Source organism: Ktedonobacter racemifer DSM 44963, assembly GCF_000178855.1.
Classification (GTDB): domain Bacteria; phylum Chloroflexota; class Ktedonobacteria; order Ktedonobacterales; family Ktedonobacteraceae; genus Ktedonobacter; species Ktedonobacter racemifer.
This window is the reverse complement of record NZ_ADVG01000001.1, coordinates 192,141-214,750: the sequence shown is the minus strand read 5'-3', so window position 1 is coordinate 214,750 and position 22,610 is coordinate 192,141. Positions and strand designations below refer to the sequence as shown.

The window sequence follows — 22,610 nt, the reverse complement described above, 5'->3', positions numbered from 1 at the left end:
GAAAGGACAATGGCCCCCATAGGCTTTGAGCTATGGAACAGGATACCCAGTCCTCGCAGTATAGAAGGCATCCTCCCCAGTTGTATCTCACACATGTGGAACGTGAAAACCCCAATGAAGTCTCAGGAGCGGTCGATAGCCTGAGTAAGCCGACCGTAAGGAAAGCAGAACTCTTTAGTGGGAAGAGGAGGGGTCAAGAAGCGAATGCTGCCAGCCGAAAGGCAACAGAAATCCATAACTGGGCAGATAGGGCCGGAAACGGAGATACCCACGCTGAAAGGCGGCTGACGTGATCCTGGTGCATCACCCAAAGACCGATGTGAAGGTTACTCATCGAGGGAAAAGTTAGATGCAAGCATCACGCTTAGCAAACGGAGCCGAGAAGCAGACCGACTGGAACGCCATCAACTGGCGTAAAGCCAACCGGACTGTTCGTAATCTGAGACAGCGAATCTTTCGGGCAACACAAGAGGGCAACCAGAAAAAGGTGCGCTCGCTCCAAAAACTCATGCTGAAAAGCTACTCCAACCGACTGGTGAGTGTTCGGCGGGTAGTGCAGATTAATGCTGGGAAAAAGACGCCTGGAGTGGATAAACTGGTGATCAAAACGCCAGCCGCCAGAGGGAAAATGGTCGACATGCTTGCCCACTACTCCCTCTGGAAAGCCAAGCCAGCGCGCCGCGTCTACATTCCAAAGGCCAAGAACAAGCGGAGGCCGCTCGGAATTCCCGTTGTGACGGACCGCTGTCTTCAGGCAATGGTCAAGAACGCCCTTGAACCTACTTGGGAAGCTCAGTTTGAGGGCAGTAGCTATGGGTTTCGACCAGGCCGAAGCTGTCATGACGCTATCGGGAAAATCTATCTCTTGGCATGCCCCAATAAATCCAAGAAATGGGTTCTCGACGCCGACATACGCGGAGCCTTCGACAACATCTCGCACGACTACCTGCTCAAGGCAATCGGTCCAGTTCCAGGAAGAGAACTGATTAAGCAATGGCTCAAGGCAGGATATGTTGAGCAAGAGGTATTCCATGCGACTGAGTGTGGAACTCCGCAAGGCGGAGTCATCACTCCTCCCGCAATAGTGCAAACATAGCGAGTGATGGTCCGAGGGAAAAGGAGGAGTCTGAGGTCCAACGCGAAAGATCACATGGACCTGCTCCTCATCAATCTCCACCCGTTTGACAAGGGTTCGGATAAGCTCCCGACGCGTCAGCCAATCAGCGTCATGTAGCCCCTCTTTCACCTTCGCAGCAAAGGTTTCCAGCCGTCCAAGGATGAGTCGAAGCTCCTGTTCCAGGCTGGCCTCATCTTGGATCTGTCGAATATGCTCTTGCACCTGTGCGAGCCGTTCTCGCATCCGTTTGATCCGCGGTTCAAACTCTGCCTTCTCGATGGTGCCCTCCGCATAACTGTCAATCAAGCGAGCAATCCCCTGCCGGAGCCTCCCCTGACCTGCCAGGAGCCCTCTCAGTTCTGGGGATGGCTCTTGCTCCGAAGTCTGCAGTCGTTGCCGATACTCTTGCTCTAAGCGCGTTGGATCCTCTAGCAAGGTGCACACCTCGTTCCAGACAGCCTCTTCGAGCAGATCTGTCCGGACTTGCTTGTTCCAACAGAGCCGGACACCACCGAAACGATAGGCATCCGCCCCAATACAGCGATAGTACGCATAGGCTCGTGGATGGCCTTTTCGCGCACTGGGACTGAGTGCTTTCCCATAGAAAGCATACCCGCACCGCCCACAGACCAGCAAGCCCTGCAGCAGATAACGCGCTCCTCGTTGTCCAAGACGTGCCCGTTGCTGGTTGCGCGCTCAGTTGCTCTTGCACAGCGTCGAAGAGCGCATCATCAACGAGGGCTGGAACAGGAATACTCAACCAGGCGGAAGGAGGCATATCGTGTGTGGAAACGGCTCGCCGCGGCTGCAGGGGCCGCCCTCGTTGCGCACGGAGTCGTGGTCGCAATGGCTCCAGACGTGTCTTGCCGAAGGCGGCTGCCCCTTTGTAAGCTGGATTGTGGAGCATATCGCGGACCGTGGCACGATCCCAGACCGTTTTGCCCGTTCTGGTGTGCTCTTTGGCCGCAGTGAGTCGTCGGCAGACCTCCCCAATGGAACAGCGATCGCGTCCCACCCAGATAAAGACCTGCCGAACCACACGGGCCTCCTCTGAGAGGACGTCAAAGCGAGCCTCTCCTGCCCCATCGTGTTTGCTGACATAGCGATAGCCGTAGGGAGCCCCGCTCAAGACGCTCACCGCTCCCAGGTGCGCCGCATGCCGTTTCCCGCGGCGGCTACGTTCCAAGATCTTCGCGCGTTCATATTCGGAAATCATGCCTTGCACTTGCAGTAACAGCTGATCTTCAGGGGTTTGCCCTACTTCTCGATTGAGAAAGACGACCTCGACGCCAGCATGCAGCAATTCTTCGAGCAGAAGAACCTGATGGGCATAGTTGCGTGCGAGCCGATCAGGGCAGTGGACAAAAAGGCGGTTGAGCCCTCCTGCAGCCACCACATCACGCAATCGCTCTAACGCAGGACGAATGAGCGTTGCCCCACTGTAGCCATCATCAATGAATTCATGCTCAGGAGGAAGGGACAGACCCAACTCAGCCACGCGAGCACGCAGTTCACTGACCTGGCTCTCAACGGTCTTGGCATCACTCTGCTGATCTGAAGAGACGCGGGCGTAGATGCCCACCTGCACATCATCCATGACAGTTTCCTTTCTCCGACATCAGTCGGTTCTGGAAAACGTGCTCAGTGATGACTGGCTGAGCAGGAAGTTGCCGTCGAACAAGAGGCACAAGAGAGCGATAGGCTTGGTGCAGAACGGCCTGCTCAAGGCGATTGGGCTCAAACATGACCTGCACCTCCAACACGAGGGGAGCCTGGTAAGATCGCTTGGTCATGATGTGCTCCTTGATCCCGCGTCTGTACACCTTCAGCCAAACGCCCAGTGCCATGAAGTGGGGCTCCGTGAAAACCGTCTCCATAGCTCGCATGAAGGTGGCTACGCGGGATCACTACTTGATACACGAACCCCAGAATCAGTTTTGCAACATTGGGGGAGGCGTAATCTCGCCGCTGTTGGCAAATATCGCACTGCACGGAATGGAAGAAGCCATTGGCGTCAAATACAGTTCCCAGGGTTCTCTCAAGGGAGAACGTGCAGTGGTGAGGTACGCAGACGATTTTGTCTGCTTTTGCGAAAGTAGGGACGATGCCGAACAGGTGCAAAGAATCCTTGTGGAATGGCTCAAAGAACGAGGTCTGGCCCTATCTGAGGAAAAGACCCGCATTGTTCACCTAACAGAGGGATTTGATTTTCTAGGTTTTAACGTTCGACAATACCCTGCCCCGCAGACTTCGCGGACGGGATGGAAACTCCTTATCAAACCCAGCAAAGAATCAGTCCAAAACGTGCAGAAGAAGCTCAAAGACCTCTGGCACAAGGGGCAGGGAAACAATGTGCTCAGGGTCCTAGCAAAACTCAACCCTGTTATTCGAGGTTGGGCCAACTACTTCCGCACGGTTGTGGCAAAAGAGACCTTCCACAAACTGGATAGCTGGATATTCCACAAAACAGTTCGCTACACCAGACACATGCATCCGACGAAATCCGCAACCTGGCGATACCACCGATACTGGGGTCGTCTGAATGTGGATCGACTCGACAACTGGGTCTTTGGGGACAAGCAAACAGGAGCATTATTACTCAAGTTTAGTTGGTTCCCGATAGAACGGCATGCGCTGGTCAAAGGAAGGTTCTCACCTGATGATCCTACCCTTCGAGACTACTGGAGGGAGAGGCAAACCGCAAAAGCACGCGATCTGACGTTTTCAAAACAGAAGCTCGTCAAGAGACAGAAAGGTCGATGCCCAGAATGTGGCGAATCCCTCTTCAATGAGGAAGAATTACAGGTTCACCATCTCCTGGCTCGGTCTCTGGGAGGCAAGAATGCCTATGACAATCTTGCGCTGGTTCATCTGCTCTGTCATCAGCAGATTCACGCGAAGACCGAACGGGCCATGCGTGACTGCCAGCAATTCAATGACCGGGAATTGACAGAGAAAAACACAGTCGCCGTGCGATCAAAACAGAACGAGAAGAAGGAGCCGTGTTGTTCGTGATGTGCTCAAGCTGTGTGCGTTGAGAGGCGCATGCACAGTTTCAAGGGGAGGAAGTCACAGCAATGTGGCTTCCTTACCCGCCAGGTCAGGCTGTCAACGGAAAACCTGAGATAAATGGAGGAGATTATGAAGATTGGCTATGTGCGCGTCTCCAAAAACGAACAAAACGAGGCACTCCAGATTGATGCTCTCAAAGCGGCGGGATGTGAAAAATGGTTTGTGGACAAGATTACCGGATCAAAAGCCGAGCGCAAGGGACTGAATGAAGCGCTGGCATATGTCCGACCAGGTGACACTTTCATGGTCTGGAAATTGGATCGGGCAGGACGCTCCTTGAAGCATCTCATCGAACTCCTCAAGAGTCTTCAGGAGCGAGGGATTGAGTTTATGAGTTTGACGGAACAAATTGACACCACCACACCCGGCGGGAAGCTCGTCTTTCACCTCATGGGGGCCTTGGCCGAATTTGAGCGTGACCTGATTCGGGAACGGACCAATGCAGGGTTATCGGCGGCCAGAGCGAGAGGGAGAGTTGGTGGGCGACTCAGGAAACTCAAGACCAATGGGAAAGTGGCTTTGGCTCGGCAGATGTTTGCTGATCAGAGTCACTCCATTCCAGAAATCTGTGCTGCCCTGAGAATCTCCCGTGCCACCTTGTATCGCTATGTCAAAGACGCTGAACCACTCACCTAATTGTCAAAATTACCGCTCACGGAATGGGTCTTCCGCGGGTTTGGTGAAAGCTCTTCACTAGGACAAGAGCGAGGTTCTGGTTCTCTGTTCAAAGAGCACAGGGTTTTTGTTCAATAAGCTCATCCTTCACCAAAGGAGCGGAAGACCCACGGAATTCCAAAATTTACAACAAGAGACCTCTAACTTCTCCCAATATGGGGGTTTTTGCATATCCCCCCATACGCACCAACTTAAGGACCAATGGACCAGTTTAACCCATCTTTGAGGAGTTGGGCCGCATTCGGATGTGTGTGCCGGGTGTTCATGGAGCATCCGGCACGCATGCGTTGCGCAATCGAGCGCAAGGCCGCCGCAAACTCGCGCTGACCAGCCAGAGCTTCCATCAGCGTCCAAGCAGTATCGCGTATCACCTGGGCCAGTTTAACCAAGCTGCGCTGCGCATTCTGCCAGGCCAGCAGGACGATGAGCCAGTGTTGAATCAGCATGCCGATCAGCTTGGCATACAGTTCGCACAACACCCGCCAGGAGTGTGTCGTGTGCCACTCATCAATGTGCCCGTATTGCTTCCAAAGCTTGAAAAGCCATTCGATTTGCCAGCGTTCTCGTAGGAGAACCAACGCTTCCTCCAGCCGCAAGCGTTTGGATGGGACATCGGTTAACAGGATCGTCCAATCCGCCAATGTCAGAGCACGCGCGGATGCTGGCTGTGCGCGTCGCGACGCATCCTTGAGCAGATTCTGGCGTCGCTGCTCGGCAACGTCTTTAGGCACACGAACCATTAACAGCCGCATCGGATACCGCTGCTGCTTCCCAACCAGCACATGCAGCTCTTTGGTTTGTCCCACTCGTGGAGGCAAAACGGTCTGCAAGTGCAAGCGCCGACCTTGCTCAGTGAAGAAGGCCGTGTTCGTTCGTGCTCGCGTGAGGGTGAAGCTCCCGGATTGCCGACGCGCGCATGGCTGCCTCGATATCAAAATAGCCCAGATCAGCGATGTACAAGCTTCCGGTGGGCAGGGACGCCTCATGGAAAGGACTGCATTGATCGGACACCCGTCCATCGGTCAAGCAAGGACCTGAGATTTGACCACGTGTCAGGTTCCAGCGCACATGCAGTTTGACAGCTGCCTCTCCTCCTCCCGAGCCTCCACCGCTGCCTGCCCAACAGTCCGCCAATTCCTTTGGCAGAGTAATACTGCTGCTCTCTTCAAGCACCACGCTCTTGAAACGGTGCAATAATTCGAGTGGCACTGGCTGTTCAGCACACACCAGTACAGCGACCATTTCTTCGAGCACCGATAGCCGCGAACCGAGCACAAGACTCCGTGAAGCGCTTGTGGACTGCTGTATCGCTCACCTCCACTTCTCGGATGGTCGCCATCGAGGCCAGCGTTTCCAAACTCGCATCGGGATGGGTCAGCCAGCCGAAGACAAACGTCTGAACCAGATCGGCTCCGCTGAATTTTCTCTGCCGTTTAATACACCCTGTTTCGCAAGCCAACACATTGGCTCGCTCTTCCAATACCTGTTTCAGCGATAGCTCAATCGGTGATACCTTTTCCATGTCACTGCTCCTTCTGAGATGATTATCACGTTTTTCTTGTTCCTAGCATCGCAGATGGAGCGTCTTTTTGCCTCAGCCGTTCTTAAGTTGGTGCGTATGGGGGTTTTTGCATATCCCCCCGAAACGGTGTACTCGTTTCGGGGGGATATGCAAAAAAAACCATATTGAGCGGGACCTGATCTCGCAGCGGACTACCGAAGCTCTCCAGGCACGCAAGCAGCAGGGGATGCCACTGGGTCGCCCCAAAGGCGTTGGCAAAAGCAAACTGGATGCCTATCAGGCAGAAATAACGGCCCTCCTCAAGAATGGCGCGACGAAGACCTGGATTGCCAGGAAGTACGGAACCACGCGCCGCAACCTGAGTCACTGGATGAAGCAGTATGGGATAGCATAGACCAAGCTTAGCGGGGAGAAAACCAGGCAGAATCGTCCCCCAAAATCCTTAGCGGGGATTTTGAGGGGTAAAAATGTCGGGACCCCCGTTTCAAAAGGTGACGACATACGTTTGCCTCTACTCCACTTCCAGGCCGCGATGCGCGATATCGTGGCGATAGAACATGCCCTCGAACGAGATCAGCTTCGCGGCCTCGTAGGCACGGTTGGTGGCTTCGCGCAAGGTTGCGCCGTGCGCGGCAACGCTGAGGACGCGCCCGCCAGTGGTGACGAGCTGACCGTCCTGCATGGCCGTCCCGGCGTGGAACACGTGGACACCGGGCAGGCGATTGGCCTCCTCGATTCCATGAATAGGCAGACCTTTCGGGTAGTTGCCTGGATAGCCAGCAGAAGCCAGCTCCAGGCTCACGCCGTAACCAGGATGCCAGAGCGTCTCGCGCTTCACCGGCAGCGTTTCAGCAAATTGCACGACATTCAACAGATCCTCGCGCAGCAACACCATCATGGCCTGCGTTTCGGGATCGCCAAAGCGCGTGTTATGCTCGACCACCATCGGGCCTTGCGCGGTCAGCATGATGTTTGTATACAGAATACCAGTGAAGGGAATACCCTTCGCCTGCATGGCCTGGAGCGTCGCGGCAGTAATCTCGCGATACATGCGCTTCTCCGTCTCCGCGTCCACAAACGGCACCGGCGTGTAAGCACCCATGCCGCCAGTATTCAGGCCCTGGTCATTGTCGAGCGCGCGTTTGTGATCCTGGGTCACGGCCAGGGGCAAATAGTGTGTCCCATTGCACGCGGCAATGACGCTCACTTCGTCGCCTTGCAAATAGTCCTCGATCACCACGATGCGGCCAGCCGCGCCGAAGGTATGTCGGACCAGCATCTGTTCCACAGCATCGCGCGCGGTCTCCAGATCCAGCGCTACGATCGCGCCCTTGCCAGCCGCGTTCCCGCTGGCCTTGACCACGACCGGCGCGCCATGCTCCTCCAGGTAAGCCAGAGCGGGTCCGGCCTCCAGAAATGTGCGATGCTGCGCGCTGGGAATACCAGCCGAAGCCATGAGTTCTTTGGCAAACGCCTTGCTGCCTTCGAGCGCGGCCCCGGCTGAATCGGGACCGAAGACCTTCAGGCCGCGCTGGCGAAAAATATCGACAATCCCTTCGATCAAGGGGATCTCCGGTCCAACCACCGTTAGATCGATGCCGTTTTTTTCAGCGAACGTGGCTAGATCGTCAAACTGAGACATCGCCAGCGGCACACACTCGGCGCACTCGGCCATGCCCGGATTGCCGGGAGCCGCGTAGAGCTTCGTGACCTGGGGACTCTGGGCCAGTTTCCAGACCAGCGCGTGTTCGCGTGCCCCCGAACCAATAACCATTACTCGCATAAAGTGAAGAAAACCTGCCTTTCCAAAATTGCACCCTACCACGTTGTCGGCCCTCACTATTATATCCCATAAACAGGTGGTAATAAGTGTGAAATCAGCACACATTTAGAGGTGAAATTGGCAAAATCAGCGCGAAATCAGCACAAAATGTGGAGGCAATGCGAGTCAGGAAGCCCTATTGCACCATCAGCGCCCTGGTATGTGGGGGTTTTTGCATATCCCCCCGAAACGGTGTACGCGTTTCGGGGGGATATGCAAAAAAAAACAATATAACAAATTGCTTTATGATAGAAAAAGCGTAACTATTCAGTAGGGTAACGTGAAAGACTCATTTTATGCAATTGTCGTTGCATTCGTAGCTGCATCAAGCTCAAGAACAAAAGGGTATGCATGGTTTGCATCGTCTACGTGGGCCTTCTGAACAGTTACGAAAAAGCGGGAAGAACGGGATTGCCCGCCAGCGTCTGCTCCAGTGCAGAAAGCAGTTTCATTCCTTGCTTGCGCAACGTGGAAAGGTAACTGCGAATGCGACAAAACATGGCAATGCCTTCTTCGGTGCGAAAGCTCCCTGAGATCTTTTGCTGAACTTTGATCATGCGAAGATCCCTTTCCGCTTGATTGTTGTCAAAAGGGACGGCAAAATCGTGGAGAAATCGCAGGACCATCCATTTCCCCTGAGCGAGCCGGTCGAGGAGGTTGCGCGCCGGAGTTTGCTTGGCCCGTCCTGGTTTTCGCTTCCCCCTGTTCAGATTTCTTCGGCGGTGGGGGAGGAGGATTGGCCCGATAGCCTTCAGCGAGGATCTCATCATAGCGCCGAAGGAGGCGTGCGAGCACCAGGAGGTCCACTTCCTGCTGTCCTGACACTTTGGCTTGCTCTACCTCATCTTTCATCGAGAGGAGGAGCTCTTTCATCTTGCGTCCCCACTCTTGCTTGAGTTCCTCTTTAACAAAGGTCAGTTCGCGCAAATGATGCACATTGCACCAGGCCTGGGTAAAGCTGTAGCTCTGGTAGCTCTTCAACCCATCATGCACACTGGTGCCTGCAAATGCAGGAGCAATACCAATGGCATCGAGGGCTTTACGCCCTCGGCTTGGATGCGCAGCATAGTGCGTGAGCCGATCCGTCGAGCACACATGAACCCACCAGCCCGTTTTGCCGACGCGCATCCCGGTTTCATCCTGATGGATCACCTTTGTTTTTACCAACGCTGCTTTCAGGTTCGTTTCGACTTCAGCTAACTGCTGATGACAGGTTCGAACGAAGGTGGCGATGCTGCCGGCTGAAAGCTGGACGCCGAGCAGTTCCCGTAAGAGTTGACTCGCCCGAGCGTAGGGGACGGCCTGCCCCTCGACCAGATAGGCGGCCAAGGTTTGAATACCGGTCCCATACTGCGCAGGAGCCGAAACGTTTGTGGGGAAGGGCGCTCGGGTAAGATGATAGCACACCGGGCACTGCTTTTCTTGCACACGATGTTCTCTCACCCAGAGCCGCTTGGCAGGCAGATCGATGACCTGGCGCCGCTCTGGGATGACAGCCGGTTGCAAGCTAAGATCGTGATCACACTGTTCACACCGTTGCACCGGGTGAATGAGAATCTCATCTGGCGCCTGCACTTGTTGTAAGTGATGTCCACGATGTCCCTTTTGGCCACCAGGTTTCTTGCCACTGGGCTCTCGTAAGCTCTTGGGAGGACGCACAAAACGATCAGAGGATGGGGGTAAACTGCTATTATGGCTATCTTTGGCAAGCTGGCCTTCCAGCATGTTGAGGCGCTCCTGCTGAGAAGCGATGAGTTCTTCAAGCGTCTTGATGTGCTCCTGCTGCGATTCAATGGCTTTGATTGCTTGTCTGAGCCCTTCACGCAAGTCCTGATTTGCTTGACGTAGCTGGCTTACTTCCTCATCCATTCTCATGCATCTACTCTAACAGATGCAAGGTGTTTCCGCAACTGCGTGGCCCTTCTGAACAGTTACGTCTGCTTTGAAGACATTTCTGACAGTAGTGATAAGCAAAATGTGATTTACCACCGGTCCTGACCGATTCGGACGGGTTATCGTTCAAAGACAGGCTGGACGGTTTATGGGTCAAAACGGTAAAGTAGTCCATCAGCCAGAGAAGGCGTCTTAGAAAGTTGAGATTATTGGGTTTTCTCATCTCGGTTAGAGTAATTGGCCCTTGAGGATGAATGGGCCAGCCTACAGAAACCAACCAACGAGCAGCAAACACACGCCGAGGACAGCATAAGAAGAAAGTTTCCACCATCCTGTCCACCAGGCACCTTCCTTGCGGAAGAAACGCTCGATTGGCCAGATCAAGAAACTCAGCAGCATCAGGAAGAGGCCTATCAAGATCAAACAACCAAAATCGTCATTCTGGCGCGCTTGCCCTCTCGGAGCAGATGCGTATGTGGACTTGAAAGACATCAGATAAAGGCCTGCCAGCACGTACAAGAGAAAAATGATGCCAAAAAAGAGAGAGAGAACCTTGAGAATGGGTAGATACATTCTTGCCTCCTTGTGAATAGTGGAAAATGCTCGCTATTGAACAGCTTCCTTTCAGAAGTATAGAGCGGCCCTCTGCTCCTGTCATGAGGCAGATGACCTATTGGCCCAACCATCATTTCTTTATCGGCTTTGAACGATGTCATGGCTCATGTCCGGTTTAACCCATATCCTGACCGCGTAGTCCATGCCAACCAGGGTTACATGAGCCATATCAGCGCCAATGGACCAGAGGACACTTGATCGGTCAAAAATGATGCCACTGGTCAGGTTATCGATCAAAAGCCGAACGATTACGAGTTTTGTCGGTGCTCGCAACTGGCTTCTGAGGCCAGGCGCTGGACAAGATATGAGTCAACGGCTAGGGTAAAAACGCTGTCAAATCACACAAAAACAGGTCGATTTTTGCAGCATAACTTTTCTTCTCCCTATGAAAAAGGCTGTTTGCGCTATCTCGACAGCAGGGAAAATGTGAACTTCACTGCCAAGAAAAGTTATGCTGCAAAGTGCGCCTGTTCTGCCTTTTCTGTGTCTGGCACCTTGAAAAGATATTCTTCAAACGGAAAAAGAATTAGTTCAAATGACAGAGGACCGCTTTCAGACTTGAGCCGCAGACCATTTCTGCTCCTGCCTCATGACCGACGTCAGCCACCATCTCTCCTCGTTGTTTCGCAACCAAGCGTAGCGCTTTTTTGAGCGCGTGTCCGATGAGATTGAATGTGTCCTCGACGCGACCAGCTCCCCACAACGGGCTACTGTCTAAGGCGGCACGTAAGGCTCGTGCTCCAAACTCCTGAGTGTGGCTGGCCAGCTCAATTGTCCGTTCGATGAGACGTCGGTCCATCTGAGCGTCAATCAGGCGTTTCCGAAAGGCAACGAATGTTCCTTGGCTCTGACACAGCTTTGGGGATAAACTCATCTTTTCTTCTTCCCAGCGATGAGCAAGAGAGTGGAGACAGTCTGTTGGGTGGTTCGTTTTCTCTCTCAAAGAGTGAGAGAAGGAGAACCACCCAGGAATGGAGACGCCTCTGTTTTTCCCGTTAGGCGAGGGACTGGAGTTGACCCAGATGGAAAGGAACGAGGAGCAACTGGTGCTCCATATCATCGCCACCTCAACCAGCGCTCTGTGTCCGTTGTGTGCCCAGCCAGCCACCCGCCTGCATAGTCGCTATCGTCGGATCGTGAAAGACCTGCCCTGTGCGGGGCAACAGGTTCGACTCATTCTGCACGTCCGCAAATTCTTTTGTGACACCGTTGACTGCGTGCGCAAGGTGTTCGCTGAACGGCTTCCCCACCTGGTAGCTCCGTGGGCTCAGATGACCACTCGCTTGACCCAGGCATTGCAAATGGTCGGGTTGGCGACCTGTGGCAGACTCGGCGCTCGTCTCGCCTCACATTTGGGAATCACCACGTCCTGGATGACGATTGTGCGCCGGGTGATGGACCTCCCCACCCCAAAAGCCCAGCGCGTGACGTGTCTCGGCCTCGATGACTTTTCCTTTCAGCGTGGCAGAACGTTCGGCACGGTCGTGGTCGACCTGGACGCTCATCAGATCATCGACCTGTTGCCTGACCGGCAGGCCGACACCGCTGCCGCGTGGATGGCTACCCACCCAGAGATCACGCATGTCAGCCGTGATCGAGGCGCAGAGTACGCCAGCGCGGCCTCAACTGGCGCACCTCAAGCAATTCAAGTGGCCGACCGCTTCCACATTTGTAAGAACTTGTCAGAAGCGGTGCAGAAGCTCCTGGCACGGGTTCTTTCCGAGATAAAAACGGCAAGCCAGGAAGCGGAAAGAAAAGCAAAAGCTCACGAAGACACGTCCGCCCCCGTAGAGGAATGGCGTCCAGACCCAGGAGCGCACGTTGCGCGGACCATTGCGATCCGCCGCGCTGAGCGGGAGGTGCGCTATCAGCAGGCCGTAAGCCTGCGCAAGCAAGGTCTCTCGCTCAAGGAGATTGCCCGGCAGCTTGGTACCAGCGAACGAACGGTGCGGCATTGGTTTGAGCGAGGAGTGGCCCCTGATACGCGACCACGGCGCAAGCGGCAGAGCGACTTTGACCCGTACGCTCCCTACGTGCTCCAACGGTGGCAGGACGGGGAGCACAATGGCTCTCGTCTCTGGCAGGAAATCGCGGCCCAAGGCTATCCAGGATCACAACGGATGGTCTACCGTTTCCTGAAAACCCTCAAAAAGACAGAGGTGAAAACCCCTATAGGAACGCGTTGTGTGCTCCATTACACCTCAAGCGCCGCGGTGCGTCTCTTCATGCGGCATCCAGGCGGCCTGGACGAGGGCAAACGGGTCAACCTGGATGCTCTTCGTCAGGCCCATCCAGCCCTGGAGACGGCCTATCACTTGACTCAAGACTTTCTCTTGATGATGCGCAAGCGGGAAGGGGAGCGGCTGGACACCTGGCTCATCCAGGTGCAAGAGAGCGGTCTTCCCGAACTGCAAAGCTTTGCGCATGGAGTGGAGCGGGACAAAGCCGCTGTGCAGGCCGGGTTAACGCTGCCCATCAATAACGGTCAGGTCGAGGGCCATGTGACCAGAGTGAAGCTCATCAAGCGCATGATGTACGGGAAGGCAGGCTTTGCTCTTCTGCGCCAACGCGTGCTCCACCGCATTTAGAGAATGCGCCTAACAGGAACCTGTACCTCTCTACGTTGGCCTGCACGTTCCAGTTGCAATGTATGCATCTGACTCGGCACACCGCGCAATGCATCCACAGCGCTAGCCAGCGATAGGCCGCTAATCTCCTGCTGATTGACGTGCAGAAGGATATCACCTGCCTGGATCTGCTCAGAGATCTGGGGAGCGTTGCCACCCGTTGCTATCTCCAGGACACGATAGGAGCCATCTATCTGAGGCAGCAGAGTGAGTCCAACCAGGTCCATGTCGTGGGGAGTGGGCGTGGCATATTGCTCCAGGTATGTTGTTTGCCCGGCATAGTCGATTTCGACCCGAAAACACCTGAGTATATTGCCACCGAGCGCGCCAACGATTGGACCTGCCATCCACGTAGACATACGCTCCTCAAACACGCCAGGATCTCGTGAGACGACGCTGACATCGGCAAGTTGATATGGTCCCCATGTGCACTTTGCCAGGCGCAGCATGCATTTCTTTGTATCTGCTTGCTCGTACCCCATGTTAGCGGTGCCGACGGCTCCATTTGCGCGTGGCCAATCGGGATGCGCCTCCGTTAACGTATCCAGTAACATACGTGAGATCATGGTATGTGAGGCACCGGTATCGAGCAGCATCCCGTACGTTTGCCCATCGATCTGTACCTCAAGGCGAGGAAAACCCGATTCCGGGTGAATAGGCGTGGCCAGAGGTGTGCCCTGAGATGTTAGGGTGTCAGGTGTTGCCAGTGTGAATTGGTGGTGAGGATAATCAAAAATGACATGATACTGTGCGAGAAGGTTTCCGCATATCTGCCCATCGGCAAAGACTCCAGGTGTCATATGCACGGACTGACCGAGGATAACAAGAGCCTGGGTATGCTCAAGACGTACTGGCATACCAGCGAGGCTGAGCGCTGGTGGCGAACAAGGGGCAAAACGGCTCCCATCGCTTTCTATCACCTCTTCCCACGACATTCCAAGTTTCCGTGCCAAGGCTTCGGTGATGATAAAAGCGCCGCCCCCTGTATCGATCCAGAAGCGAGCTGTATGAGTACTGCCATCCGCCCCCTTCACTTCAAAGTCCACAAAGGGACGATTGTGCTCGATACGCAGCGGTACAGTGACATGCTGGGAATGCCCGTTAGTAGCTTGTGGCATAGTATATCTCCAAATGCGATTTGCTATCAGTTATGAGGTCTGGCTAATCTCACAAATGGACCATTATCTTTGCAGAAGTATAGATGAGAATCCAGAGGTTGTCTATATGGGAGAGATGAAAGTAAAAGGAAGAACCAGCGGATGAGAGCATTGGTCAAAGTATTGATCAGCTTATCCCCAAAGTTGTGTCAGAGCCTGTTCCTTTGCCGAATGGTGCCTGATCGGTATCCAGACAGTCCAGTACTAACTGCCAGCGCCGATCCATGAGCGTCGCCTCGATCACCTCATCGTCGGAAATACCCGTATACGCTTGCACAATGACCGCCAAGGCCAGTTGCGCTGGAGGAATGGGCGGATGCCCTCGTTTGCTTGGCTGGTACAACTCCGCCAGTTCCTGTTGGAACGGCTCATCGAACAATGCATGCCGGTGATGGCGAAGAAACACGAACAATTTTGCTCGCCGTATCCGGTCCACGATCTGTTGTTCCTGCTTCGAGAGAGCGATTGAGGGTTGCCAACGTGGTGGTCGCATCAGAGTCTTCTCCTTCTCCAGAGCGGCATCTTCCTGGGAGGCATAGGCGTGGGTAGATAGACAAATGGAAAGATCCACGCGCTTGTCGCTCCAGTCCCGTCGCATGATCGATGATCCTGCTTGCCGAGACGCTGTGTGACCACACCGTCGTTCCCGGATGCAGCACAGCAATCAGCCATGAAGCAGTGCTCCTGATGGCGCAAAGGCGCAAGCGAGTAGATGCTCCTGCGCCGTCAGCACTGATGGTACCAACGGCGCAGGAGCATCTACTCGCTACGCAAGAACATCCCGGCGTCGGACGACGACGGCACTAATCACCAGGAAGCCAACCATCCACAGGAGCGCTACCAGGACATCGGAGCCGTATCCCATCGGCGGTGCGGAGGCGCCAGTCCCTCCAGCCACGGTCACGCTGTTCGTCAAGTAGCCAAAGAGGTGGACGGGAAGCCACTGGGCTCCGTCCGGCCATGCCGCCCCAATCAGAACTTCCCCAACCAGGGCGTAGGCGAGCGTGATCCCCACAGCCGCCGCCGCAGAACGCGTCAAGACCGCCGTAAGCATCCCCAAGAAGCTGAGGCCAACAATGCTGAACAAGGAATAGCCAAAGAAGCTGAAAAAGGCCGTCATGCCCTCGGACGACGTCCAGGGAGTGATCGAAAGTCCGTGGGACTGGGCGACGAGCAGGGCCACGGCAGAACCGATGAGGAGCGCCAACGCCTCGCAACTGATCGCGTAGAGCAGCAGCGCCAGCATTTTTCCCGCGAGCAGACGCAAGCGCCTGGGTTCGCGCACCAGCAGATTGCGCAGGGTTCCTTGGGACCATTCTGCTGCCACGTTGGCTGCCACGAGGATGATCGCAATGGTCGTGGCAAATGAGGCCGAGACGGCGAGCATGGTGGTAAGCCCTTGCGCCGTGGAAAGGGTTTGGAGAATGGCGAGGGTCTGCGCCGTCTTCGCGCTAGAGGTCACTCGAATGAGGGAGAAAGCGGCATAGGCTGCGGGAACGATGATCATCGCTGCCCCTCCTGCGAGCACGCTCCAACGACGGAGCTTGGTCAATTCACTACGCAACGCACGCATCATTGGTGTGCTCCTTTCAGCATGGCCAGAAAGCTCTCTTCGAGGCTGGCCTCTCTCACATGGACGGTGATATTCGTGGCACCAGTTTCCTTCGCACGTTTCTTCAGTTCTGTGGCCCAGTCAACCGGGCAGGTAATGTGCAGAGAACCGTCTTGCTGGGTCACGGAGTAGCCTTCCTCGGTGGCAATCCTGGCAACCAGATCACGCTGGATTGTGTCTGCTGCCTCAACGATCAGCGCGCCGCGATGCTCAACAAGCGTACGCGCCGGGCCACTGAACACCGCCTTGCCCTGGTTGAGCATGACGAGCCAATCGCTCACCTGTTCCAATTCTCCCAGCAGATGGCTACTGAGCAGGATCGTTTTGCCCTGATCACGCAGCGTTCGCAGTTGGTCACGTAACTGGATAATGCCAAGGGGGTCCAGGCCATTGGCTGGCTCGTCGAGGATGAGCAGTTCCGGGTCGGGCAGCAGCGCCATGGCGACACCGAGGCGTTGCTTCATGCCCAGCGAGTAGCTCCTGACCAGATCCTTCCCACGATCGTTCAGCCCAACAAATTCTAGGACCTGTTTGACCCGCTGGAGCGGATGGCCACCCAGATGGGCCAGCACCTCCAGGTTCTTGCGTCCACTCAGGGTGGGGTAAAAGGCAGGAGACTCGATGAGTCCACCGATGTGTGGGAGATACATGTGGGGATGGGAGATCCCTTTCCCAAGAACTGTGGCAGTGCCTTCTGTGGGCCGAATCAGTCCCAGCAGCATGCGAATGGTGGTCGTTTTGCCAGCGCCATTGGGACCAATGAACCCAGCAATGACCCCACAAGGGACGCTGAAGGTGAGTCCATCGACAGCTTTGCGTGCTCCAAAGTGTTTGCTCAATCCCTGGACATTGATTGCCAGGGAATCCTCTGAGATGTGTGCTCCAGGCTCGGGCCGGGTCGCTTCCGTATGGGGAATCATTGCCACCTCCAGGAACAGTGTCCGAGATCAACAAACCATGACATAGGGTGTGCTCCTTTGTACGAGAAAGATGGGAGCCGGATCTTGTATTGAACGATCCGGGTGAAAGGAGAACGGCCAGAAGAACAGCGCACACCAGCACCCTATCGGTGCGAGGTCAGCTCGCAGAGGGGTTTGGATGTGCTTTCAAGCACGTCTCTGAGGAAGCAGTATAGCGGCTGGAATGGGGGAACACATCAAGACAAAGGGTAAAGACCGTTGCCCTTTCGGGCAATCGTCTTGTGGGGAAAGAAGCGTGGCTTAGGGTGGTGATGGTGGTGCAAATGGAATCAAGCGTTCTTGCAAGGCTTTCGCGACCGCTTGGGCACGGTTCGAGGCCTGCAATTTCTGAAACAGAATCGTGGTATGGAACTTGACGGTCCGCTCGGCGAGATGGAGTTCTTGCCCGATCATCTTGTTGGAGAACCCCTGAGCCATATAAGTCAGGATCATCCGTTCGCGTTCGGTCAGCATCTCCGCAATGCTTCCGCTCCGCAGCAACTGTTCCATTGATCCAAGCAACCGTTCAGTCACGGCAGGCTCCAACAGAGAACCGCCTGCGGCAACCACACGCACGGCGTGCAACACTTCGTCCAACCCCGCTCCTTTTAACAAATAGCCGTGTGCCCCCGCTCGTACCGCGTCCAGGATGCGCTGATCGCTGCCATAAGCGGTCAAGATAATGGTGCGGATAGAGGGAAGATCGGTACGCACGCGCTCCAATACGCTCACCCCATCCAATCCGGGCATCTCCAGGTCCAGGAGGAGAATATCAGGGCGCACCTCTCCCATCCGGGCAAGGGCTTCGTCTCCTGTGCTCGCCTCACCCACGACCTGCATATCCGCCTGGGTCGCCAGCATGCTCGCGAGGCCCTCACGCACAATCCGATGATCATCCACCAGGAAAAGACGAATGAGTTGCATGTGCTTCTTACCTTCCCTTCACCTCTGCTCCTTGGATCTCGCTGACGGGGATCATGGCGGCGACTTGTGTCCCTGCGCCTGGCGCACTGATGATGTCCAGGCGGCCATGCACCAGACGCAAACGTTCGCGCATCCCAATGATCCCAAAATGGCCGCAGGAGTTGTCAGAGGAGAGGGTATCGGGATCGAAGCCGTCTCCGTTGTCCGTAATCGTCAGGCACAGGTCCTGTACTTCGACGCTCAATTCGATCTCAACAGCGGTCGCGCGCCCATGCCGGGCGGCGTTTGTCAGTGCTTCCTGCGTGATCCGGTAACAGGCCAATTCGACGGCAGGCGAGGGCGTCAATGCACGCACCTGTGCACTCTCATGAAAGACTGCCTGGCCTCCCCCAGGAGCCTCGGAACGCCAGGCAGAGGCAAGGGAGGCCAGCGCTGCTGTGAGTGATTGCCCAGAGAGCGCTTCGCTCCGCAGGTCCAGAATCACGCTGCGAGACTCTCGCAAGTGGGCGCGGGCAAGTTCACGTGCCCGCTCCAGATGGTGGAGGGCCAGGGCAGGCTGGCCCTCAAACGTGACGACGCTCGTATCTAAGTGCATGCTCATCGCGGCAAAACCCTGCGCCAGTGTATCATGGATCTCGCGAGCCACGCGGGCCCGCTCACGCATCATGGCCAGTTCTTCCGCAGAGATGGCATAGGCACGCAGTTGCTCCTGGGCAGCGGTCAGCTCTCTCACCAACTGCTCACTCTGCCGACGCGCGGCGCGTTCCTGGACCCCCAGGCCACAAAGTGTCTGGATAAAGACCAGGCCAGTCAGCCAGACCAGATACTGGAGCAAAGTGGGCGAAAACGAAGTATTGCCCAACAGGGCCTCCTGAAATGCCATACTGACAAGAATCCCCAGAGCAATGGTGCTGCTGGTGATCCACCCACCCCGCTGCCCGTGTGAGACACGCGCATAGGCCACCAAACCATAGGCCTGAATCCCCAGGCGAAGTTGCAGAGCCAGGGTTACATGCAAGCCAATCAGACTAGTCCCCCCAAGAAGCAAAGCGAGGAGCAAGACGGAAAAAGACCACCTTCGCCATCGGCGCTCATGCAAACGGAGGGAGATAAGGAGCAGATAGAGCAGGCACGCACAGAACGTGGTAAATACGAGCAGGAGAAAGGACACGCTGCTGAGGGCGTTGCTCAATTCAGGTAAGGGCGCCCACTTCAGGACTTGCCAGGTGGGCGCTGAGAGACCAGACGCGGGTCCCGTCAGTGTTTCCAGCAACGAGACGCTGATGGAGACCGCAATCAAATGAAGCAAAACCCAATTGGGAGAGACGAGATCATGCGTTCTGGCCCACAACCGGGGCACCCATGCATGTTCCACTGGCCAGGCCAGCATGCGTTGCCAACACGTTTGTGCCCGTTGAATCAGGTGTGTCTGCTTGCTACTCAGCTTCATCTCCGTCTCACTATCAGTGTCTTCAAGGGAACTCTTCATTCCTGCGGACGTGCTCATCCCCGGTGAGAGCGCTTCTCTGCTTTGTTTCTATGTGGGATATGGGCATCCAGCAAAACCGCTGTCCTCGTGTCCCTCTATCATACGCTGATCTCTCCTTTTGGAGCAAGAGGCGTGAGAGAGATTGGCCGGAGGGTGGCTCTCTTTTCTTGTTTCAACTGAAGTAGAAAATGGGTTGCGCGCTTACCACAAGGACAGGAAAAGCACAACATTTTCATTACCTGACCGGTTCTCTAGGCTCGCACATCCCAATGGAGCCTGTTAAAGATCAACTATCTCAGTACTCATCGACTACTTTAGACTTGGGGTCATAACATTTTTTCCTGCTGTTTTTCCCGCTAAGAATAGGGAAATTCATGCAAAAGATGAGAAAGAGGCATATTCAGCCAGGATTTGCCCAAGGACCACCAGAAAATCGGTTCTGGTCTCTCGTTTTCCCAAACAAATCTTTGTGCTCAGCTTTCCGATGAGTGTACGCGCTCTATAAAGAAGCATCTCTTCCTGGAAAATACTGCTGAAACGTCCTCATTCTTCTGTTGCTTAGCGGGAAAAACAGCAGGAAAAAATGTTATGACCCCAACCCTGCGACCTATGCTGACGCGAGGAACCTCTGTTTGAAGCGTCGTTAGGGAAAAGAAGTGCAATCGGTTGAGTCACTTCAGCCAAAAGGCGACGGTGTTGGTCTCATCTGCTGTAAATTCAGATGGGAGAGTATCTCGATGTGTGATTTGCCAAAGATTTTAGCCTAATTGGACAGGATATGGTTCAAAAAACGAATGGGCAAGATATGGTTCAATTTGCAATTGTAGTCCATCTTCTGTGCTCGAGTATTAACCATGCGAAAAACCACGCTAAGTACTACAGTACCACTTAAAACGTGAGGTGGCTCCACAGGCTCACTGCCACATTACAAGTCTTCTACAAAGAAGGAGCCTAAGAAGTCACTTCGTAACATATATACCTCGCTAAGTGGTGCTGTAGTATAATAGCCCGTTTGGGAATCGGGAGAGTGATTGAGTGATTATATGTCCAAACACCTTCAGAGTGCGTGCTATTGAGGTGTGCCTGTGGCAAACAAGGACTAAGTCGAATGTGTTGTCGAATGTGTTCCTGCTGCCCGGAGGCACTAAAATTTCCTCTACAAAGAGAAAATCCGTTTTAGGATGTATTTGGATTTTTTGCTAAATTTTATTCATCCCTTCTTGTCCTTGCCTCAAACGCCCTCTTGCTCCTATAATCTGAGCAAGAGATCAACTATTGAGAAACGATTTCGAGGTATGCTGGACATATGAAGCACTCCCCCCTTTTCTGTCCAAAGTGCGGCAAGAGGAATGAAGCCACATGTACTCACTGTTCCGCATGTGGAGCGCCTTTGGCAATTGAGCAGAAGCAGCCCGCTTATAGCAGCGTGACGTTGAACAATCCTAGAACAAAGGGCAGGGACAGTTCCTCCCTTTCCCATCAACGAATCAGGCGGCGTAATGAGATTTCTCTCCAAGCTGATGCTGTGGTAGATCGCCGCAAAATGCTTTGGCTGACTGGTGCCACTACATTTGGAGCAGGGATGAGTCTGCTTACCTTCGGAGCCCTTTGCTCTCAAGTGGCACCTGCGGTAAATTCATGGGTGCATGATCTTAAAAATCCTTCTCAAAGTCCTCTCTATGATATCGTAGGATTGAAGAGTCCAGTGTATGGCATTGCCTGGTCCCCTGACGGAAAACACATCATTTCAGCAGAGAACAACAGTACTGTAACACTCGTTGACACGTTTCATGATCCTGATGCCCCCAACAAAACTTACTTTGGCCCCTCTGATACCTATTTAGACCATTCGGGGCCAGTCTATGATGTTGCCTGGTCTCCTGATGGAACACGCGTCGCTTGGGCTGGTCACGATAAGATAGTCGTGGTTCTATCTGTATATGATGGGGTCCCGACATATAATAGGAACAGTATTCTCACCTATGGAGGCCATAACGCTGCTGTGCATGCGGTTGCCTGGTCCCCAGATGGGACGCGCATTGTTTCGGCTTCAAGCGATGGCACCATTCACATTTGGAATGCTCAGACTGGAAAGACGCTTCTCACGAAAAACCAGGAGGGGGAGATCCTTGCCGTTGCCTGGGCACCATTTCCGCGAGGGGAGCACATCGCCTCGGGTGGCACTCACAAAGCAGTACACATTTGGGATACGACAGATGGACACATCATCAACACGTACCAGAAACACACTGGGACAATCTTTAACCTTGCCTGGTCCTCCGGCGGCTCACCCTATATCGCCTCTGCCTCTGCCGATGGCACAGTACAGGTCTGGGATGCATACGACAAGCATGCTGACAAGAAAAATATTCTTACATACACTGGACACCGAGATGCGGTACATTCTGTCACCTGGTCCCCTGATGGGAATAGCATCGCTTCGGGTTCCACAGATGGAACGGTGCACATATGGAGCACCAAGAACCCAATGAAGGAATCTTCGACCAGTCTCTATCAGGTGGGCTCGGCTGTGAACGTCGTCGCCTGGTCTCCTGATGGTTCATATATTGCCTCCGGCTCCGACGACAAGATCATGAACATATGGAAAGCCCCCAAATCATAGATTTATCCCTCTCAATATTTGCGCTCGGCTCTCTTTGGACAAAGGATGCGATTTGAGGCATCATCTCCGATAGCAGAGTGTACCAAATTGGTGCCTCTATGCATTCACAAAACACGCTCTAAGAGCTTATAGAGGCGAAAACGGACATTATCACGCCATCAATTTGGCACGTGATATGGTGCATAAGGCATATACAAACTGTGTATGCCTTATGGGGATATAGAGGTTAAGAGAGAACACTTTTGCTTAGCGTGGTTTTTCGCATGGTTAATACTCAACCCCCTAATTCGGCAGATTATGGTTCACAAAGGATCGAGCCAATACCACAGCATTAGGAATCTTCGTTGGATTGTTAAAAAATTGGACAATTCAATGAGTAAGCAAGCTTGTGTCAGGAAAGAGCCTGTGGAGCCATAAGAGATATTTTACTCATGATTGCTATCATTTTCTATCCACTCTTACCCGTTTTCCCCCCCCCACTTAATGATCCAATTTTCGCCCAT

The 22,610-nt window shown here is 54.3% G+C and carries 18 protein-coding genes and 7 pseudogenes; 7 read left to right on the top strand and 18 right to left on the bottom strand.

Annotated elements, in window-relative coordinates; genetic code table 11:
* Window positions 1–349 precede the first annotated feature (349 nt).
* Window positions 350–1,096: a reverse transcriptase N-terminal domain-containing protein gene (locus KRAC_RS64990; protein WP_244421910.1), complete on the top strand. Its 747-nt coding sequence runs from the start codon at window positions 350–352 to the stop codon at window positions 1,094–1,096.
* Window positions 1,097–1,618: 522 nt separating this feature from the next.
* On the opposite strand, the pseudogene KRAC_RS79155 reads toward KRAC_RS64990, so the two are convergent.
* From KRAC_RS79155 to KRAC_RS00990, 3 genes and pseudogenes are all read right to left on the bottom strand, one after another.
* A pseudogene (locus tag KRAC_RS79155) lies at window positions 1,619–1,753 on the bottom strand (recombinase zinc beta ribbon domain-containing protein); the annotation flags it as partial.
* 118 nt (window positions 1,754–1,871) lie between these two features.
* Window positions 1,872–2,714, bottom strand: a pseudogene (locus tag KRAC_RS79150) (recombinase family protein); the annotation flags it as partial.
* The gene (locus tag KRAC_RS00990) at window positions 2,707–2,910 is read right to left on the bottom strand and encodes a hypothetical protein (RefSeq protein WP_007903786.1); all 204 of its coding nucleotides are present in this window, start codon (window positions 2,908–2,910) and stop codon (window positions 2,707–2,709) included. The pseudogene KRAC_RS79150 and the gene KRAC_RS00990, both read right to left, overlap by 8 nt.
* On the opposite strand from KRAC_RS00990, the pseudogene KRAC_RS78025 reads away from it, so the two are divergent.
* From KRAC_RS78025 to KRAC_RS00980, 3 genes and pseudogenes are all read left to right on the top strand, one after another.
* Window positions 2,909–3,331: pseudogene (locus KRAC_RS78025) on the top strand (reverse transcriptase/maturase family protein); the annotation flags it as partial. The gene KRAC_RS00990 and the pseudogene KRAC_RS78025 sit on opposite strands and share 2 nt — an antisense overlap.
* Window positions 3,332–3,421: 90 nt before the next feature.
* Window positions 3,422–4,132, top strand: coding sequence for a group II intron maturase-specific domain-containing protein (locus KRAC_RS75135; protein ID WP_244422079.1), 711 nt, complete (start codon window positions 3,422–3,424; stop codon window positions 4,130–4,132).
* Window positions 4,133–4,258: 126 nt separating this feature from the next.
* Window positions 4,259–4,825, top strand: coding sequence for a recombinase family protein (locus KRAC_RS00980; protein ID WP_007903785.1), 567 nt, complete (start codon window positions 4,259–4,261; stop codon window positions 4,823–4,825).
* 230 nt (window positions 4,826–5,055) lie between these two features.
* Here the strand turns inward: KRAC_RS00980 and KRAC_RS75130 are convergent, their stop codons facing one another.
* Genes KRAC_RS75130 through KRAC_RS75120 form a run of 3 tightly spaced genes read right to left on the bottom strand, consistent with a single transcriptional unit; the run spans window position 5,056 to window position 6,386 of the window.
* On the bottom strand, window positions 5,056–5,700 hold the full coding sequence (locus KRAC_RS75130) for a transposase (protein ID WP_040441691.1): 645 nt from the start codon (window positions 5,698–5,700) through the stop codon (window positions 5,056–5,058).
* Window positions 5,701–5,713: 13 nt separating this feature from the next.
* Window positions 5,714–6,106 carry a hypothetical protein gene (locus tag KRAC_RS75125; protein ID WP_244421909.1) on the bottom strand — a complete coding sequence of 131 codons (393 nt, stop codon included), beginning with the start codon at window positions 6,104–6,106 and terminating at the stop codon, window positions 5,714–5,716.
* Window positions 6,081–6,386: a hypothetical protein gene (locus KRAC_RS75120; protein WP_040441687.1), complete on the bottom strand. Its 306-nt coding sequence runs from the start codon at window positions 6,384–6,386 to the stop codon at window positions 6,081–6,083. The genes KRAC_RS75125 and KRAC_RS75120 overlap by 26 nt, the downstream gene beginning before the upstream one ends.
* A gap of 106 nt (window positions 6,387–6,492) precedes the next feature.
* Here KRAC_RS75120 and KRAC_RS00960 point away from each other — a divergent pair, with 106 nt between their 5' ends.
* Entirely contained in the window at window positions 6,493–6,780 is a 288-nt protein-coding gene (locus tag KRAC_RS00960; protein WP_244421908.1) for a hypothetical protein, read from the top strand.
* Between the two features lie 117 nt (window positions 6,781–6,897).
* Here KRAC_RS00960 and purD read toward each other — a convergent pair whose 3' ends face one another.
* From purD to KRAC_RS00935, 6 genes and pseudogenes are all read right to left on the bottom strand, one after another.
* Window positions 6,898–8,169 carry a phosphoribosylamine--glycine ligase gene (purD, locus tag KRAC_RS00955; protein ID WP_007903776.1) on the bottom strand — a complete coding sequence of 424 codons (1,272 nt, stop codon included), beginning with the start codon at window positions 8,167–8,169 and terminating at the stop codon, window positions 6,898–6,900.
* A 425-nt stretch (window positions 8,170–8,594) separates the two neighbouring features.
* The gene (locus tag KRAC_RS73515; protein WP_169460831.1) at window positions 8,595–8,765 is read right to left on the bottom strand and encodes a hypothetical protein; all 171 of its coding nucleotides are present in this window, start codon (window positions 8,763–8,765) and stop codon (window positions 8,595–8,597) included.
* Between the two features lie 6 nt (window positions 8,766–8,771).
* Window positions 8,772–8,975: pseudogene (locus KRAC_RS79145) on the bottom strand (IS66 family transposase); the annotation flags it as partial.
* Window positions 8,950–10,077, bottom strand: a pseudogene (gene tnpC, locus KRAC_RS00945) (IS66 family transposase); the annotation flags it as partial. The pseudogenes KRAC_RS79145 and tnpC, both read right to left, overlap by 26 nt.
* Window positions 10,078–10,365: 288 nt before the next feature.
* On the bottom strand, window positions 10,366–10,674 hold the full coding sequence (locus tag KRAC_RS00940; RefSeq protein WP_007903775.1) for a hypothetical protein: 309 nt from the start codon (window positions 10,672–10,674) through the stop codon (window positions 10,366–10,368).
* A 583-nt stretch (window positions 10,675–11,257) separates the two neighbouring features.
* A pseudogene (locus KRAC_RS00935) lies at window positions 11,258–11,560 on the bottom strand (IS5/IS1182 family transposase); the annotation flags it as partial.
* Window positions 11,561–11,687: 127 nt separating this feature from the next.
* Here KRAC_RS00935 and KRAC_RS00930 point away from each other — a divergent pair.
* On the top strand, window positions 11,688–13,304 hold the full coding sequence (locus KRAC_RS00930; protein WP_007903774.1) for an ISL3 family transposase: 1,617 nt from the start codon (window positions 11,688–11,690) through the stop codon (window positions 13,302–13,304).
* On the opposite strand, the gene KRAC_RS00925 is transcribed toward KRAC_RS00930, so the two are convergent.
* The 6 genes and pseudogenes from KRAC_RS00925 to KRAC_RS00900 all read right to left on the bottom strand — a co-directional run bounded on the left by KRAC_RS00925 (window position 13,301) and on the right by KRAC_RS00900 (window position 19,502).
* Complete coding sequence (locus KRAC_RS00925) at window positions 13,301–14,461, bottom strand: aspartyl protease family protein (RefSeq protein ID WP_007903773.1); 1,161 nt, start codon at window positions 14,459–14,461, stop codon at window positions 13,301–13,303. The two genes, KRAC_RS00930 and KRAC_RS00925, sit on opposite strands and share 4 nt — an antisense overlap.
* Before the next feature lie 196 nt (window positions 14,462–14,657).
* Window positions 14,658–14,993 (bottom strand): annotated as a pseudogene (locus KRAC_RS70110) (transposase); the annotation flags it as partial.
* Window positions 14,994–15,266: 273 nt separating this feature from the next.
* Window positions 15,267–16,076 (bottom strand): ABC transporter permease, encoded by an 810-nt coding sequence (locus KRAC_RS00915; RefSeq protein WP_007903771.1) that lies wholly within the window; start codon window positions 16,074–16,076, stop codon window positions 15,267–15,269.
* Window positions 16,073–17,032 (bottom strand): ABC transporter ATP-binding protein, encoded by a 960-nt coding sequence (locus KRAC_RS00910; protein ID WP_007903770.1) that lies wholly within the window; start codon window positions 17,030–17,032, stop codon window positions 16,073–16,075. Before KRAC_RS00910 ends, KRAC_RS00915 begins: the two co-directional genes overlap by 4 nt.
* A 300-nt stretch (window positions 17,033–17,332) precedes the next feature.
* Window positions 17,333–17,995, bottom strand: a complete 663-nt coding sequence (locus KRAC_RS00905; RefSeq protein WP_007903769.1) for a response regulator — start codon at window positions 17,993–17,995, stop codon at window positions 17,333–17,335.
* A 7-nt stretch (window positions 17,996–18,002) separates the two neighbouring features.
* Complete coding sequence (locus KRAC_RS00900; RefSeq protein ID WP_083814460.1) at window positions 18,003–19,502, bottom strand: sensor histidine kinase; 1,500 nt, start codon at window positions 19,500–19,502, stop codon at window positions 18,003–18,005.
* 1,624 nt (window positions 19,503–21,126) lie between these two features.
* Here KRAC_RS00900 and KRAC_RS00895 point away from each other — a divergent pair.
* Window positions 21,127–22,107 carry a WD40 repeat domain-containing protein gene (locus KRAC_RS00895; protein ID WP_211221228.1) on the top strand — a complete coding sequence of 327 codons (981 nt, stop codon included), beginning with the start codon at window positions 21,127–21,129 and terminating at the stop codon, window positions 22,105–22,107.
* Window positions 22,108–22,610 lie beyond the last annotated feature (503 nt).